This window comes from Pseudochrobactrum saccharolyticum (assembly GCF_008801715.1).
Classification (GTDB): Bacteria; Pseudomonadota; Alphaproteobacteria; order Rhizobiales; family Rhizobiaceae; genus Pseudochrobactrum; species Pseudochrobactrum saccharolyticum.
Genome location: NZ_VZPG01000003.1, coordinates 36,975 through 52,358 on the forward strand (window position 1 = coordinate 36,975; position 15,384 = coordinate 52,358).

At 53.0% G+C, this 15,384-nt stretch carries 13 protein-coding genes; 11 read left to right on the top strand and 2 right to left on the bottom strand.

Translation table 11 applies throughout. From position 1 onward, the window contains the following. Positions 1-85: 85 nt before the first annotated feature. The 11 genes from F7P81_RS10285 to F7P81_RS10335 all read left to right on the top strand — a co-directional run bounded on the left by F7P81_RS10285 (position 86) and on the right by F7P81_RS10335 (position 12,933). Positions 86-1,753 carry a thiamine pyrophosphate-dependent enzyme gene (locus F7P81_RS10285; protein ID WP_151159724.1) on the top strand — a complete coding sequence of 556 codons (1,668 nt, stop codon included), beginning with the start codon at positions 86-88 and terminating at the stop codon, positions 1,751-1,753. After that, the gene (locus tag F7P81_RS10290; protein WP_151159434.1) at positions 1,750-3,834 is read left to right on the top strand and encodes a hydantoinase/oxoprolinase family protein; all 2,085 of its coding nucleotides are present in this window, start codon (positions 1,750-1,752) and stop codon (positions 3,832-3,834) included. The genes F7P81_RS10285 and F7P81_RS10290 overlap by 4 nt, the downstream gene beginning before the upstream one ends. After that, entirely contained in the window at positions 3,831-5,450 is a 1,620-nt protein-coding gene (locus F7P81_RS10295; protein ID WP_151159435.1) for a hydantoinase B/oxoprolinase family protein, read from the top strand. Before F7P81_RS10290 ends, F7P81_RS10295 begins: the two co-directional genes overlap by 4 nt. Further along, entirely contained in the window at positions 5,447-6,664 is a 1,218-nt protein-coding gene (locus tag F7P81_RS10300) for a pyridoxal phosphate-dependent aminotransferase (RefSeq protein ID WP_151159436.1), read from the top strand. The genes F7P81_RS10295 and F7P81_RS10300 overlap by 4 nt, the downstream gene beginning before the upstream one ends. Continuing rightward, positions 6,665-7,480: an NAD-dependent epimerase/dehydratase family protein gene (locus F7P81_RS10305; RefSeq protein ID WP_374828121.1), complete on the top strand. Its 816-nt coding sequence runs from the start codon at positions 6,665-6,667 to the stop codon at positions 7,478-7,480. It abuts the gene before it with no gap. Continuing rightward, the gene (locus F7P81_RS10310) at positions 7,477-8,682 is read left to right on the top strand and encodes an NAD(P)/FAD-dependent oxidoreductase (protein ID WP_151159438.1); all 1,206 of its coding nucleotides are present in this window, start codon (positions 7,477-7,479) and stop codon (positions 8,680-8,682) included. Before F7P81_RS10305 ends, F7P81_RS10310 begins: the two co-directional genes overlap by 4 nt. A gap of 81 nt (positions 8,683-8,763) precedes the next feature. Next, positions 8,764-9,717: a LysR substrate-binding domain-containing protein gene (locus tag F7P81_RS10315; RefSeq protein ID WP_151159439.1), complete on the top strand. Its 954-nt coding sequence runs from the start codon at positions 8,764-8,766 to the stop codon at positions 9,715-9,717. Positions 9,718-10,017: 300 nt separating this feature from the next. Then, on the top strand, positions 10,018-10,788 hold the full coding sequence (locus F7P81_RS10320) for an amino acid ABC transporter ATP-binding protein (RefSeq protein ID WP_075656879.1): 771 nt from the start codon (positions 10,018-10,020) through the stop codon (positions 10,786-10,788). Continuing rightward, entirely contained in the window at positions 10,788-11,429 is a 642-nt protein-coding gene (locus F7P81_RS10325; protein ID WP_121993294.1) for an amino acid ABC transporter permease, read from the top strand. The genes F7P81_RS10320 and F7P81_RS10325 overlap by 1 nt, the downstream gene beginning before the upstream one ends. Next, positions 11,426-12,079 (top strand): amino acid ABC transporter permease, encoded by a 654-nt coding sequence (locus F7P81_RS10330; RefSeq protein ID WP_151159440.1) that lies wholly within the window; start codon positions 11,426-11,428, stop codon positions 12,077-12,079. The genes F7P81_RS10325 and F7P81_RS10330 overlap by 4 nt, the downstream gene beginning before the upstream one ends. 23 nt (positions 12,080-12,102) lie before the next feature. Continuing rightward, positions 12,103-12,933, top strand: coding sequence for a substrate-binding periplasmic protein (locus F7P81_RS10335; protein WP_210246215.1), 831 nt, complete (start codon positions 12,103-12,105; stop codon positions 12,931-12,933). Positions 12,934-13,009: 76 nt separating this feature from the next. On the opposite strand, the gene F7P81_RS10340 is transcribed toward F7P81_RS10335, so the two are convergent. Both F7P81_RS10340 and repC read right to left on the bottom strand, forming a co-directional pair. Beyond that, positions 13,010-13,768 (bottom strand): SURF1 family protein, encoded by a 759-nt coding sequence (locus F7P81_RS10340; protein ID WP_151159441.1) that lies wholly within the window; start codon positions 13,766-13,768, stop codon positions 13,010-13,012. Between the two features lie 228 nt (positions 13,769-13,996). Beyond that, a complete protein-coding gene (gene repC / locus F7P81_RS10345; protein ID WP_151159442.1) occupies positions 13,997-15,235 on the bottom strand; it encodes a plasmid replication protein RepC in 1,239 nt (412 codons plus the stop codon). Positions 15,236-15,384: the final 149 nt, after the last annotated feature.

Consider the following 15,384-nt stretch of genomic DNA (forward strand, 5'->3'; position numbering starts at 1 on the left):
GATCGTGACATGACATGCATTTATAATCTCCGCCGGTCATGCGTATTTCCGGCTTTTGCGAGTTTATATGTCGGGAGGTAAAGGCATAATGCGCAACGGGGGACAACTCCTTGTAGAAAGCCTGATCGCGCTTGGTGCGCGTAAGAGTTTCGGTGTTCCGGGAGAAAGTTATCTGGCAGTGCTGGACGCACTTCACGACACCAAAGGCAAGCTGGATTATATCCTGTGCCGCAATGAAGGCGGCGCTGCATTTATGGCTGCCGCTTACGGCAAACTAACCAACACCCCCGGCATTTGCTTTGTCACCCGTGGCCCCGGTGCCACCAACGCCTCCATTGGCGTGCACACGGCCATGCAGGACAGCGCACCGATGCTGCTGTTTATTGGTCAAGTCGGCACCGATATGACCGGCCGTGAAGCTTTTCAGGAAATCGACTACCGCGCCATGTTCGGCACAGTTGCCAAATGGGCGGTACAGATCGATCAGGTCGAGCGTATTCCGGAAATTCTGGCACGCGCATGGACAATGGCCACAACCGGTCGTCCGGGTCCCGTGGTGATTGCACTGCCGGAAGATATGCTGACCAGTCTGACAGACAAAGCGCCTCTGACCGCACCGGCTAAAATCGCCTCCCCTGCCCCGCAGGCAGAAACAATGGCAACAGCACAACAAATGCTGAAAGTCGCGAAGAAACCGGTCATTTTAATGGGTGGCACCAACTGGTCAGAAACAGGTCGTGCGGCACTGCAAAGCTTCGCAGAACAGTCCGATATTCCTGTGGTTGCTGCCTTCCGCTATCAGGATCAGTTCGACAATTTCTCTCCAGCCTTCGCGGGTGAAGCCGGTGTCGGCATGCTGCCCCATGTCAAAGCGCTGATCCGTGATGCCGATCTTATTCTGGCGATCAATGTCCGTTTTGGTGAGATGACCACTGATGGTTATACATTGCTCAATGTACCGGTGCCGCAGCAGAAGCTGATCCATGTGCATCCGTCCGATGCGGAAATCGGCAAAATCTATGTGCCGGATTTGGGCATTCACGCCTGTCCGAACAGTTTTGCCCAAAGCCTGCAACCGGTCAGCGGTGCATGGGCAGACTGGCGCAAAGCCGCCCGTGATGCCTATCTTGCCAGTTTTGATGCCCCTGCCCAGCCGTCGCCGGTGGATATGGTTGCAGTGATGGCCTATTTGCGCGACCGTATGCCGGAAAATGTGATCCTGACCAATGGCGCAGGCAATTTCACTGTTTGGCCGAATAAGTTTGCAAAATTCGGCACCAAAGCACGGCTGCTCGCCCCGCAATCCGGTGCTATGGGCTATGGTGTTCCGGCAGCTATTGCCGCCAAAGTTGCCGAGCCTGAACGTATGGTGGTCTGCTTTGCCGGTGACGGCGATTTCCAGATGAATTGTCAGGAGCTCGGCTCCGCCATGCAAGCAGGTGCGCAGCCGATCATCCTCATACTCAATAACGGGATTTACGGCACGATCCGCGCCCATCAGGAAAAGCATTATCCGGCACGGGTCTCCGGCACCACAATGGAAAATCCGGACTTTGTGACACTGGCAAAATCCTATCGTTTTCATGCGGAGCGAGTGGAAACCACGGCAGATTTCGCCGCCGCTTTTGAACGTGCTGCAGCATCAAAAACCGGCGCGGTGCTGGAACTTAATATTTCACCGGAAGCCCTTACACCCCGCCAGACATTAAGCCAGATGCGCGCCGCCGCATTGGCAGCGAAGGAAATGGCATGACATCCCGAAACGACATCCGGCTCGGTGCCGATATCGGCGGCACATTCACCGATATCGCACTGGATATGCGCGGAACACTCTATTCCACCAAGGTTCTGACCAATTATACCGCACCGGAACAGGCAATTCTCGACGGTATCCGCATTGTCACGGAACAGGCAGGCATCAGCCCTGCCGAGCTCGATATTGTTATTCACGGCACCACACTGGCCACCAATGCGCTGATTGAACGGCGAGGTGCCAAGACAGCTTTTGTGACCACCGAAGGCTATCGTGATGTTATCGAAATGCGCAGTGAAAACCGTTTCGAGCAATATGATCTCAATCTGAAACTGCCTTCCCCTCTGGTCGCGCGTGAACATCGCTTTACCGTCAAAGGCCGCATGAATGCACAGGGTCAGGAATTGCAGCCGCTGGATGAGGCAAAGCTGGAAGAAATCGCCGATGCGATTTCAGAAGGTGGTTTCGGCGCAGTCGCCATCGGCTTTATCCACTCCTATATGAATCCGGAGCACGAACGCCGTGCCCGTGCGATTTTGCAGCGCAAGCTTTCTGTGCCAATTTCCATCTCGGCGGAAGTCTCGCCGCAAATGCGCGAATTTGAACGCTTCAACACAGTTTGCGCCAATGCCTATGTGCGCCCGCAAATGGCCGATTATCTGGCGCGTTTGCAGGTACGGCTCAAAGAAATGGGCGCAACCTGCCCTGTTTTCATGATCCATTCCGGCGGTAGTCTGATTTCCGTTGATACAGCGTCTGAATTTCCGGTGCGTCTGGTGGAATCCGGCCCTGCGGGTGGCGCGATCTTTGCCGCGGATATTGCCCGCCGTTTCGGCATTGAGAATGTCGTTTCCTACGATATGGGCGGCACTACAGCCAAAATCTGCCTGATCGAAAATTTTGTCCCGAAAACCGCGCGTACTTTTGAAGTCGCCCGCACCTATCGCTTTTGCAAGGGTTCCGGCATGCCGATCTCCATTCCGGTGATCGAGATGATCGAAATCGGTGCAGGTGGCGGTTCCATTGCATGGGTGGACTCGATGGGACGCATCCAGACCGGCCCGGAAAGCGCTGCCTCTGAACCAGGCCCTGCCTGTTATCAGCGCGGCGGTACCCGTCCTGCGATTACCGATGCCGATCTGATGCTGGGTAAACTTGATGCCGATAATTTCGCCGGCGGTGCGATTAAGCTCTCGGTACAGAATGCTGAAACTGCCATCGACAAAGATGTCGGCTCCAAGCTCAATCTGAAACCGCTTTCCGCTGCTTTCGGCATTTGTGAAGTGGTCGATGAGAATATGGCCAATGCTGCCCGTGTTCATGCGGTGGAAAACGGCAAAAACATCTCCGATAATATTATGATTGCCTTTGGCGGCGCCGCACCTTTGCATGCCGCCCGTCTGTGCGAAAAACTCGGCGTTGAGCAATGCCTGATCCCGCAGGGTGCCGGTGTTGGCTCCGCTATCGGCTTCCTCAAAGCACCATTCGGCTATGAAGCTCTGGTGTCGCATCTGGCCAAGCTGTCCGGCATCAATCTCGATGCGGTTAATGCCACGCTGGCAGACCTCAGTACCGCAGCGGAAAGCTTTGTGCGCAGCGGCACTGATGCACCGCTGGAGCGTGAAGTCACCGCCTTCATGCGCTATGCCGGTCAGGGCTGGGAAATTCCGGTCACCGCGCCGCAGCCGCCGTTTAATGAGCAGGCACTGGCGACAATTCGCGAGCGTTTCCTTGAGAATTATGCCCGTTTCTTTGGCCGCCCGATTGAAGGCGCAGAGATTGAAATCGTCACATGGTCGGTGAAAGTGGAAGTCAAACAAAGCGTCACGCAAAGCGGCACTGTCAGCTATGGCGATCGTGTCATCACGCCTACTCAACAACGCGATGTGTTTGATCCGAGTAACGGCACAATGCTGCCGACCGGCATTTTTGATCGTGGTTCTTTAGCGAGCGGCGACCGTGTAGCGGGCCCTGCGATCATTACCGAACGCGAAACCTCCACCATTGTGACCGCGCCTTTTGATGCGGTTATCCAGCATGACGGCACAATTCTGCTGGTGAAAAAAGGAAAATCCGCATGAGTGAATTGGATGAAATCCGCATGCAGGTCATGTGGAACCGCCTGATTTCCGTGGTGGAAGAACAGGCGCTGACTTTGCTGCGCACGGCTTTTTCCACTTCGGTGCGCGAGGCAGGCGATCTCTCCGCCGGTGTGTTTGATCCGCAAGGGCAAATGCTGGCGCAGGCAGTCACCGGCACACCGGGTCATGTGAATACTATGGCCGAAGCCGTGCTGGAATTTATCAATGAAATTCCGCGTGATGAGATGTTCGAGGGTGATACCTATGTCACCAATGATCCGTGGAAAGGTACCGGCCATCTCCATGATATCACAATGGTTTCACCGTCTTTCCTCAATGGCGAACTGGTCGCGTTCTTCGCCTGTACCGCCCATGTGGTCGATGTCGGCGGTCGTGGTTTCGGCGCAGACGGTAAATCTGTCTATGAAGAAGGCATTCAGATTCCGATTATGAAATTTGCCGAACGCGGCGCGGTCAATAAAGATCTGATCCGTATTCTGCGTGCCAATGTGCGTGAGCCTAATCAGGTGATCGGCGATTTCTACTCCCTCTCCGCCTGTAACGAAGTCGGTCATCGCCGTCTTGTCGATATGATGCGTGAGATCGGCCTGACATCACTTGATAATCTGTCGGAATTTATCTTCTCGCGCACCACCAACGCTATGCGTGAGCGTCTTGCACAGTTTCCTGAAGGCTCGTGGTCAAATGAGCTGATGACAGACGGTTATGATGAACCGATCCGTCTTGCAGCCGTGGTTGATATGAAAGACGGTCTGGTGAATGTGGATTTCACCGGCAGCGATCCGATGAGCCGCTGGGGCATCAATGTTCCGATCATTTATACCAAAGCCTATGCATCCTATGCGCTGAAATGCGTACTGGCACCGGAAATCCCGAATAATGCGGCCTCGCTGGCTTTCTTCACCGTGTCTTCCGAGACCAATATTCTCAATGCGCAACGCCCTGCGCCGGTATCCCTGCGCCATGTGATCGGTCATATGGTGCCGGATCTGGTGTTTGGTGCTCTGGCCAAGGCTTTGCCGGGTCAGATTATGGCTGAAGGTGCCGGTGCGCTGTGGAATATTCATATTTCCGTACGCCCTGTGGCAGGACAAAGCGGACAGAATGCCGAAGTGCTGATGTTCAATTCCGGCGGTATGGGCGCGCGCCCTGCCCTTGACGGCTTGTCGGCCACCGCCTTCCCGTCCGGTGTACACACTATGCCGATTGAAGCCACGGAGCATACCGGCCCTGTGATTATCTGGCGCAAGGAATTGCGACCGGATTCCGGCGGTGACGGTGAGTTCCGTGGTGGTCTCGGACAAATCATTGAAATCGGTGCGGCGGATAATCATGAATTTGATTTTTCCGCGATGTTTGACCGTGTTACACAAGCGCCGCGTGGCCGCAATGGCGGGAAAAACGGAACTGCGGGCTCCGTAAAACTCGATGACGGCACCGCAATGCGCTCTAAAGGCTGGCAGCATGTGCCTGCAGGTAAAAGACTGGTGCTTAACCTGCCGGGCGGCGGCGGCTATGGCGACCCCGCACAGCGCTGCGCAAAGGCACGCGAGCAGGATAAAATTCAGGGTTATGTCACGGAGGAGAGACAATGACCTATATTTCTTCACGGCTGGCAGCGGTTAAACCGTCTGCCTCCATGGCCGTTTCACAAGCTGCCAAAGCACTGAGTACCAAAGGCATTGATGTGATTGATCTGGGGCTTGGTGAACCGGATTTCCCGACACCGGCGCATATTACCGAAGCTGCCTATCAGGCAGCCAAAGCCGGTGACACGCTCTATACCGCTGCGCTCGGCACATTGGCACTGCGCAAGGCGATCGTCGCCAAATTTTCCCGCGAGAACGGGCTAGATTTTACCACTGATGAGATCATCGTTTCCAACGGTGCCAAGCAGATCATTTTTAACGCACTGATGGCAACATTGGAGGATGGTGACGAGGTTATTCTGCCGACACCATATTTCGTATCCTATCCGGAAATGGCGAAATTGCTTGGCGGCAAACCGGTGATTGCCCATTGCCGTGAAGAAGACGGGTTTCGTTTAACGCCTGAAATTCTGGAACAGGCAATCACGCCGAAAACCAAATGGCTATTCCTCAATTCACCCGGCAATCCGTCCGGTGCAGTCTACGATGAAGCCAGCCTCAAAGCGCTCGGCGCGGTGCTGGAACGGCACCCGCATGTGCTGGTTCTGTCCGACGAGATTTATGAACACATCATCTTTGACGGGCTGGAATTTATCTCTTTTGCCAAAGCCTGCCCGCAGCTGAAAACCCGCAGCCTGATCGTCAACGGCATGTCCAAAGCCTATGCGATGACCGGCTGGCGTGTCGGTTATGCTGCTGGCCCATTGCCGCTGATCAAGGCCATGGCCACGGTGCAGAGCCAGTCGATTACATCCGTCTGCTCCATTGCACAGGCCGCCGGTACAGCGGCACTTGAAGGGTCGCAGGATCATATCCGCACCTTCCGCGATGCTTTCCAGCGCCGCCGCGATCTGGTGGTCAAAGGCATTCATGCGATTGAAGGCCTGAGCCTGCGCGTGCCGGAAGGCGCGTTCTATGCCTTTATCAATTGTGCCGGTCTGATCGGCAAGCAATGTCCGGACGGTTCCGTGCTGAATGATGATACGGCGGTGGCAAATTACCTGCTCAATGAAGGCCATGTCGCAGCTGTACCGGGCGCCGCTTACGGTATGTCACCTTATTTCCGCATCTCGACAGCAACCTCCGATGAGGTTCTGGGTGAAGCTATCAGACGCATTGCCGGTGCTGTTGCACGTCTGAAACCGGCATCAAAGGCATAAATCATGGATTTTGATACAATTCTTATCACCGGGGCGGCCGGAAGGCTCGGCACCGAACTACGCCGCGGCTTGGCACCACTGGCGCGCAAATTGCGCCTCACAGACCGCGTTGCAATCAATGATCTGCAGCCGAATGAAGAAGCAGTGATCTGCGATCTTGATGATGCCGATACGATCATGAAACTGGCAGAAGGCGTGGATGCGATCCTGCATTTCGGTGGTGAGCCGCTGGAAGTGTCATGGGAGCGTATTCTGCGCTCCAATATTCAGGGCAGCTATAATATTTATGAAGCCGCCCGCAAAAATGGCGTGAAACGCGTGATCTACGCCTCTTCCGTTCATGCCATCGGCTATCACGAGCTGGAAACCCATATTGATGCGGATGCCCCGCACCGGCCTGACAGTTTCTATGGTCTGTCCAAATGTTTTGTCGAAGACTTAGGGCGGCTCTATTGGGATAAATTCGGCATTGAGACAGTCGCCTTGCGCATTTTCTCATCCTTCCCTGAACCGGCAGACCGCCGCATGCTGTGGTCGTGGTTGTCCTTTGATGATTGTGTGCGTCTCGTTTCCGCCGCCCTCACTGCGCCGCGTGTTGGTTTTACCGTCAGCTTCGGCATGTCGGATAACCGTGTCTCGCCGGTTAATAACAGCAAGGCGGGTCATCTCGGCTATCAGCCGCAGGATAATACGGAAAGCTATCGTGCAGCTGTCGAAAGCCGCACCAAACGCTCCGATCCTTATGCCCCTGCCACCCGTTATCTCGGTGGCTGGTTCGTCGATATCGGTCATCCTGATGATGAGGCAAAATCATGAAACAGCATTATGATGTTGTGATTATCGGCGGCGCGGTCATCGGTTCTTCGGTTGCCTATTTCCTGTCGCAGAACCCTGATTTTAACGGTTCAATCCTCGTTGTGGAACGCGACCCAACCTATGTGCGCGCAGCTACATCGCTGTCATCTTCTTCGATCCGCAACCAGTTTTCCAACCCGATTAATGTGGAAATCAGCCGTTTCGGCACAGAATTTATCCGCAATTTTGCGGAGGTGATGCAGGTTGCCGGTGACAAGCCGGATCAGCAGTTCCATGAAGGCGGTTATCTGTTCCTCGCCAATACGCCGGATCAGGTGCAGACTTTGCGCGAAAATCACGAAGTGCAGATCGCCTGCGGTGCCGATGTGGTGCTGTGGGATCGTGAGGAACTGAGCCGTGCCTTCCCGCATCTCAATACGGACGATATTCTGCTGGCCTCCTATGGTCGCTCCGGTGAAGGCTGGTTCAACAATACCGGCCTGATGTATGGCTTTAAAAACAAAGCCCGTGAACTCGGTGCCGATTATATCACTGATGAAGTGGTGGCCATTCATCGCGATGGCAATCGTGTCACCGGTGTCGAGCTGAAATCCGGTCAGAGCATCTCGGCGGGTACAATCGTCAATGCGTCCGGTGTCAGTGCGGCATTGACCGCACGTATGGCAGGGCTGGACGTGCCGATTGAACCGCGCAAACGCACATTGTTTGTCTATGACTGTGCTCAGACACCGGAAGGCAGCGCCACGGTCAACGGCGGTCGTCTGCCGCTGATGATTGATCCGAGCGGTGTTTTCTGCCGTCCTGAAGGCCGTTTCTTCCTAACCGGTTGTCCGCCGGTAGAAGACCCTGCGGTCGATTGGGATGATTTCACCCCGCGTTATGAAGAGTTTGAAGAGATCATCTGGCCTGCTCTTGCAGAGCGCTCACCAGCCTTTGAGGCGATCAAAGTCGTCAACCAATGGGCGGGGCATTATGACTTCAACGTGCTGGATCATAATCTGATTGTCGGCCGTCACCCTGAGGTGGAAAACTTCATCTATGCTAATGGCTTCTCCGGTCATGGCCTGCAACAAGGCCCTGCAACGGGACGCGCTGTATCCGAGCTGATCACCTATAATGGGTTCCGTACTCTCGACCTCTCCGAAGTCGGCTATGAACGCGTGATTGCCAATAAGCCTTTCCTTGAAAAGGCTGTGATATGATATAGACCCTAAGCAAGCATAAGGGCGAGCGGAGGCAGGTAATGCACATTAATCAGGTCGTTATAAACATGGTCACAGACCATGAATGACAGGGTGCCGCGCCTCCCCCCGCTCAATGCTTTACGCGTCTTTCATGCGGTGATGCGCTATCGCAGCTTCCGCAAAGCAGCTGACGAATTATTTGTCAGTCCGCAAGCCGTCAGCCAGCAGATTAAACTGCTGGAAGACACATTAGGGATCATGCTGTTTGACCGTAAAGGTCGCATGGTTGACCCGACTGAACAGGCCATTCTGCTCGCGCATTTTGTGCAGGCCGGTTTTGACGAATTTGCCGAAGGTGTGCGTCGCGTCACCAAGACCGGTCACCGCAACCGCATCAATGTCAATGCCAGTCCCTATTTTGCCACCCGCTATCTGATGGACCGCCTTGAGCAATTCCGCACCACAATGCCCGGCGTGGTATTACAGCTGACCACTATGGTGGAAATCCCTGATTTTTCCCGCGATGATATCGACGTTTCCGTGCAATGGGGCTTCGGCGAGTGGACAGAATTCGACCAGACATTGCTGGTGCGTGACCCGAAAATTATCTGCTGTGCACCGGCGCTCGCACATCGGGTGCGGAAACCGGAAGATCTGCTGAGCATGACGTTGCTGCATCCGGTGCTGGCCACCAATCTATGGCAAAAAGTACTGCGTCATCTGGATTTGCAGGATATTGAAGCCAAAGGCGATGTGCAGTTTCAGGATGCCGCCACCATGCGCCGCGCTACTCTGGCAGGGATGGGGATGGGGCTGGTTTCGGCCATTGATGCTATGGATGATTTGCGTCAGGGGCGGCTGATTGCACCGCTCGGCATTGATGCCCTGAGCACCATGAAAGAAGAAGATATTCCGGGTTTTTATCTGGTTGTGCCGCGCGGTTACCGGCGTGTGAAAACCATTGCGGCTTTTTGCGACTGGATCAAAGGCGAAGACTGGTCAGCCATGCTGCGCCGTGAAATGACCATCGGCGACATGCCTTACGATATATAAGTAAGCCCTCAGATTATCTTGCGTCTGCACCTGTCAGCCTGCTCTTTTCGCAAGCGGCTGCGTGCTGAAACACGCCCGTTTTCTGCAAAATTTCCACCTGAATATATCATCAAGAAAATCTTGTCGTTTAGCCACTTTTCTTGATTTGGTACGCGCGTCCGACGCGGCAAACTGCTCTCAGCACGGGACGGTGTAAACAATTGCAAAATAAAAACAGCTTTGCCAGCACGCCGCCGTCCTGCGGGGAAACATATTTCAGTGCCGCTCAGATTTTATCCGGCGGCGGTGACGGAAAAGGCAATGCAGCAGACACAAAATAACATTAAGCCACTGGTGCGCGTGGAAGCGCTTGAAAAGAGCTTCGGAGCTCTCACAGTACTCAATCGTGTGAGTTTAAGCGTTAATCCGGGCGGTGTATTGGCTATTATCGGGCCCAGCGGCTCCGGTAAAAGCACATTGCTGCGCTGTCTGAATTATCTGGAAGTGCCGGATAAAGGTCGCATCACACTCGGTGATATGGAACTTGTTGCCGAGAAACATCCGTCCCAAAAGCAAATTCTCGATCTGCGCCGTTCGGCAGGCATGGTGTTTCAGTCTTTCAACTTGTTTCCGCATATGAATGTGCTGGAAAATGTGTCGCTCGCACAGAAACGCGTTCTCGGCCGTTCGCAGCAGGAAGCCGATGAGCGTTCTATTGAACTCCTCAAACGCGTGGGACTGGACTCCAAGGCTGCCGAATATCCGCATCGCTGCTCCGGTGGCCAGCAGCAGCGTATCGCAATTGCCCGCGCACTGGCACTGAACCCGAAAATCATGCTGTTCGATGAGCCGACCTCGGCACTTGATCCGGAACTCGGATTAGAGGTTCTCGCGGTCATGCGTGAACTGGCGCAAGACGGTATGACGATGATTGTCGTGACCCATGAAATGCATTTTGCCGAGAGCGTTTCCGACCATGTGATGATCATGGCAGACGGCAACATCATTGAATCCGGTATCAGCAAAGACGTGATGCGTGATCCGCAGACAGAACGCGCACGCCGGTTTCTGCATGCCGTGAGAGATCGCTGATGCAGGATATTATCTTTAATATTATCAGAGGCTTGCCTGCGACGATCGCTTTAACGGCTGCAGCGCTGATGATCGGGCTTATTCTCGGTGTGCCGCTGATGCTGGCACGTATTTCTCGTCATAACTGGCTGCGCTACTCAGCCATGGCGCTGATTACCTTTGTGCGCAGTATTCCGCCGATTGTCTGGCTGTTTGTGATCTTTTTTGGGCTTGGCAGCGGTTATTTCCGTGTTGCCCCCTTCCCCGCTGCTGCGGCGGGTCTCGGTCTGATTGCTTCGGCCTACATGGCGGAGATTTATCGCGGCGCGCTTCTCTCCATTCATCGTGGTCAATGGGAAGGCGCTGCCGCTCTGGGTATGCATCCGGTGCGGATGTGGATTGATGTGATCATGCCGCAGCTTATCCGCGTCGCCCTGCCGGCAATGGCAACCTATGCCATCGGTCTTTTGAAAGATTCTGCGATTGCCTCGACAATCGGCGTTTCTGAAATGACCTTCTATGCCAATCAGTCCTCTATGGCGACCTATCGCGGGCTTGAAGTCTTCAGCTTTGTCGCCCTGCTCTATATCGCCCTCAGCCTGCCGGTTGCATGGATGTCACGCGAGATTGATGCGCGTATGCGAAAGAAGGTGTCCCGATGATCCCGGTTTTGGCGGAACAATTCCATAACTGGCTACCGCAAATGCTCAGCGGCCTGCGGATCAGCCTGATTGTCACCGGAATGAGCCTGCTGATCGGCATCCCGCTGGGCTTTTTTCTGTCGCTCGGCGTAATGTCCAAGACAAAACCAACCCGCTGGGCTGCGCTGACGCTAGTTGAAGTGGGGCGTGGTGCGCCGTCTCTGGTTCTGCTGCAATTTGCCTATTTCGGCCTGCCTTCTGTCGGTCTGACACTAACCTCCTGGTCGGCCAGTATTGTGGCTCTGAGCTGGACAACCGGTGCTTATACCAGTGAGATCATCCGTGCCGGTTTGCAATCTGTCCCCGCTGGGCAGCGTGAGGCAGCTCAAGCAATCGGTCTGACACCGCTGGATATGATGCGCTTTATCGTTGTGCCGCAAGGTCTGCGTATCGCCATTCCGGCTCTGCTCGGCTTTGCGATCCTGATTTTTCAGACCACATCCTTGTGTTTTGCCATTGCGCTGCCGGAGCTGACAGCCCGCGCCTATGAAATTGGAACCAATACATTCCAATATCTGCCAGCCCTGATCCTGGCTGGTCTTCTCTACCTGCTCATTTGCATTCCGGCGACGCTGATTGTCGGCGTCATCGAAGCCCGTGCGCAGCATTAAATAAGCAACAAAAAGGGGAAATCATGAATAAGTTTTTTACACTCACACTGGCTGCCGGTCTTAGCAGCACTTTTCTGGCAGGCGCTGCTTTTGCACAAGATTGCACGCCGCAGCATAAAATCACCACTGTTGAAGCCGGTTATCTGACGATTGCAGCACCGACTTTCCCGCCTTTCTCCATTCCTAAAGGCGAAAGCGATCTCAGCGGTGTGGATGGTGAAATCGTCAAGGAAATCGCTGCCAAAGAATGCCTGAAAATCAAAATCGCACCGGTTGAATATGCAACAGCCATTCCGTTTGTTGTTTCAGGTCGTGCAGATATTGCCATCGGCAATTATTACCGCACCGATGAGCGGCAGAAAGTGGTCAATCTTTCCGCTCCGCTCTATCTCGATCAGATGGGGCTCTATTCCAAAGAAGGTGTGACCGCTGTTGCCCAGCTTGAAGGCCGTAATGTCGGTACCGTACAGGGCTATCTCTGGGTCAATGAGCTGAAAGCCATTCTCGGCGATAAACTCAGCCTCTATAACAACTATGTCGCGCTTTATCAGGATCTGGAAGCCGGACGTATCGAGATCGCAATTGACGGCGTTGCTGTCGGTACTGCCGCGCAGCAAGGCGGCGCGCTGAAAGATGTTCAGATTAAAGTTTCAGAAAAAGACGAGCGCGTACAAAGCTCTGTCTATCCGGCACAGGCCGGTCTGCCGCTTTCCAAAAACAATCCGGATCTGCTCGCTGCCGCCGATGATGTGGTCAAAGAGCTGCATAAATCCGGTCGTATGGTCGAAATTCTCAAAGAATACGGCCTGTCTGAGAGCGCTGCAGATGTCGGTGAAGCCCGCCTGATCAAGTAACAGGTTTTATTGATGGCTCCCCTGCTTTATTGAAGGCGGGGGAGTTATATTTAACTAATTGATATTATTATATAATTTAATCATCGTCTTCCGATTTGGGTTTGCCTTCATACCGGATCAGGAAGACGGCCATGCCTAAAACCATCAAGGCCAATGAAAACCATGTCAGTGCATAGACCAGATGATTATCTGCAAATTTTACTACGGTCAGCCCGCCTTCCGGCCGGTCAGCACGGTTTTGGGCGCCATTCGCATCAATGAAATAGTCCGGCACATTCTTCACATCGGCATGTTTGGCAAAAGCCTCAATATCACGGGCATACCAGATATTTTTTTCCGGCTCATTCTGACGCAAGAAGAAGCCTTTCGGCTCTGTCAGGCGTAGCAGGCCTGTGACTGTTGTTTCGCCTTCAATCTGACCGCTTGTACGGTTGAGAGGATCGCGCCTGGCACTTGCAACATAACCGCGATTGATAAAGACGGTCTCGCCATTATCGCGCAGAAAAGGTGTGACAATCCAATAGCCTGAACCCCGCTCGGTCAGTGCACCGACGGCGATCTCCTTATTATTAAGATAATGACCGGAGAGCGTCACAGCACGATATTCATAAGCTTTCTTGTCAGCATTCTGCCAGGCATTGATATCAGGCGCGGAAACAGGGTTTGCATTGATATTTTGCTCGACGCGGGCGATCAGATCATGTTTCCAGCTTAAACGCTTGACCTGCCAGAGACCAAGCGCGCTCAGACCGGTGATTAGCAGACCGGCAATCAGAGAAATCAGCACAATTTTCGTGCGTTTTGATCCGGATGAATGGGTCTGATTTTCTGCCATGAACTTAATCTCTTTATGTCTTTGATGCTGGTCTTTGTCTCTATGCCTTATCCCTAGTCAGGCAAATCAGAATTTACATTACGCACAATTGTTTGAACGCGTTGTTGTCATAAAAAGCGACTATGTCGGTACAATGACCTTCACTCAGAGCATTTCCCAAGCATGTTAAATCAACTTGGACAGGTTGCGATAATACGACAAACAAAGGATTCAGTTTGAAATAGACGCTTAGTGCCTTATATTGGATAGGGCGCGCAGTGCGGGTTTTACGCAATATTGGCCGTGTTCTGCCTGCTGGGTTAATTTTCGCAAATATCCGCCGGCAGAGCGTATTTTATCTGAGCGTTCAAGGATTGCCGCAAGGGTAACCGCTGCATTGATCTCTCCCATAATTTCACAAGCCTTTTGCCATGCAGAAACGGTAATCCCGAGCATCGGACGAATATGCCCTGCTGTAAGGATTAAATCACGCCATTGATGAATACCATGCTGTGCGTAATGGCTGATTTGCGGACAATGTTGTAAAATTTCCTGAAGATCAGGTGTTGATGTATGAGTTTGCACTTTAGAGTCATGCCGCAAATTTTTTGATATTGGCTCTGGTTTAATGTTTTCGCGATTTTGTACCTGTTTGTTATCAAAAGATTCTATGTTTGAATTCTGAATGTGGTGCTCATTTTCGCATACATTGCCGCTCGTTTTTTGTTCTGAAACCTTTGAAAGATAAAGATTTTCCACGTTTTTGCGTAAAATGCTCAAAGCCTGTTCGCGTTTACCCAGATTTTCCAGCGTGCCATTGCGTTCAACGCGGCCGGAAAGTGCCTGTAACTGATCATAAAGAGTATTCCAGTCCCCTTCCCTCCCCTCATTGAGGGCGGCCAGAATGGTTTTGGAAATATCGCGGAGATGAATTGTAATGTTGAAACGCAATTGCTGACGGATACGTGCCTGTTCACGCAATTCAGTTGCATGGGTTTCAATTTCTGAGGCTTTAAATGTCAGTGGTGACAGATCAAAACCAAAGGCCATGGCAATTTCACCATTGCTGTCGCGGCGCACAAAACGCTTACCATTGGGGCTGTCACGGCGCAAAATGAAACCAAGTTCAACGAGAATGGCAATATGACGACGGATTGTCGGGGCTGACATTCCGCGCAGGCGCATGGAAAGCTCGTGATTGGACGGAAAGACGATCAGAGCAACGCGGCTGTCGAGAATTTTATCGGGATAAAAACTCAGCAGAGCTTCAAGCACAGCAATAGTGCGCGAAGACAGCTGATAGGCTTCACGGGCTTCTGTTAAAGCACGCAACAACTTCCAGCGATCAAAGCTGTGATGATCCTGTTCAATTTCACTCTGTTTCTGACGCACTTCTTTCTGTTGTTGACGAAGTTTCTCGTAACTCAGAAAATGCGCAGCATTCATCATTCGTCCGCCAAACGGGGACGTCGCAAAATGCTCAGTCATTTGTTACCTCATTTGAGGCAAGCAAAAACACTGCCGGAACATTGCCGACTCTTGACTTTTGATCGCGAAAGTGATTCTCTCTAATTGCTACATCGAAAGAGGGCTTCCGGTTCGGTAACGTTCAGGGGGCCTTTTTTCTTGCCGTTTTT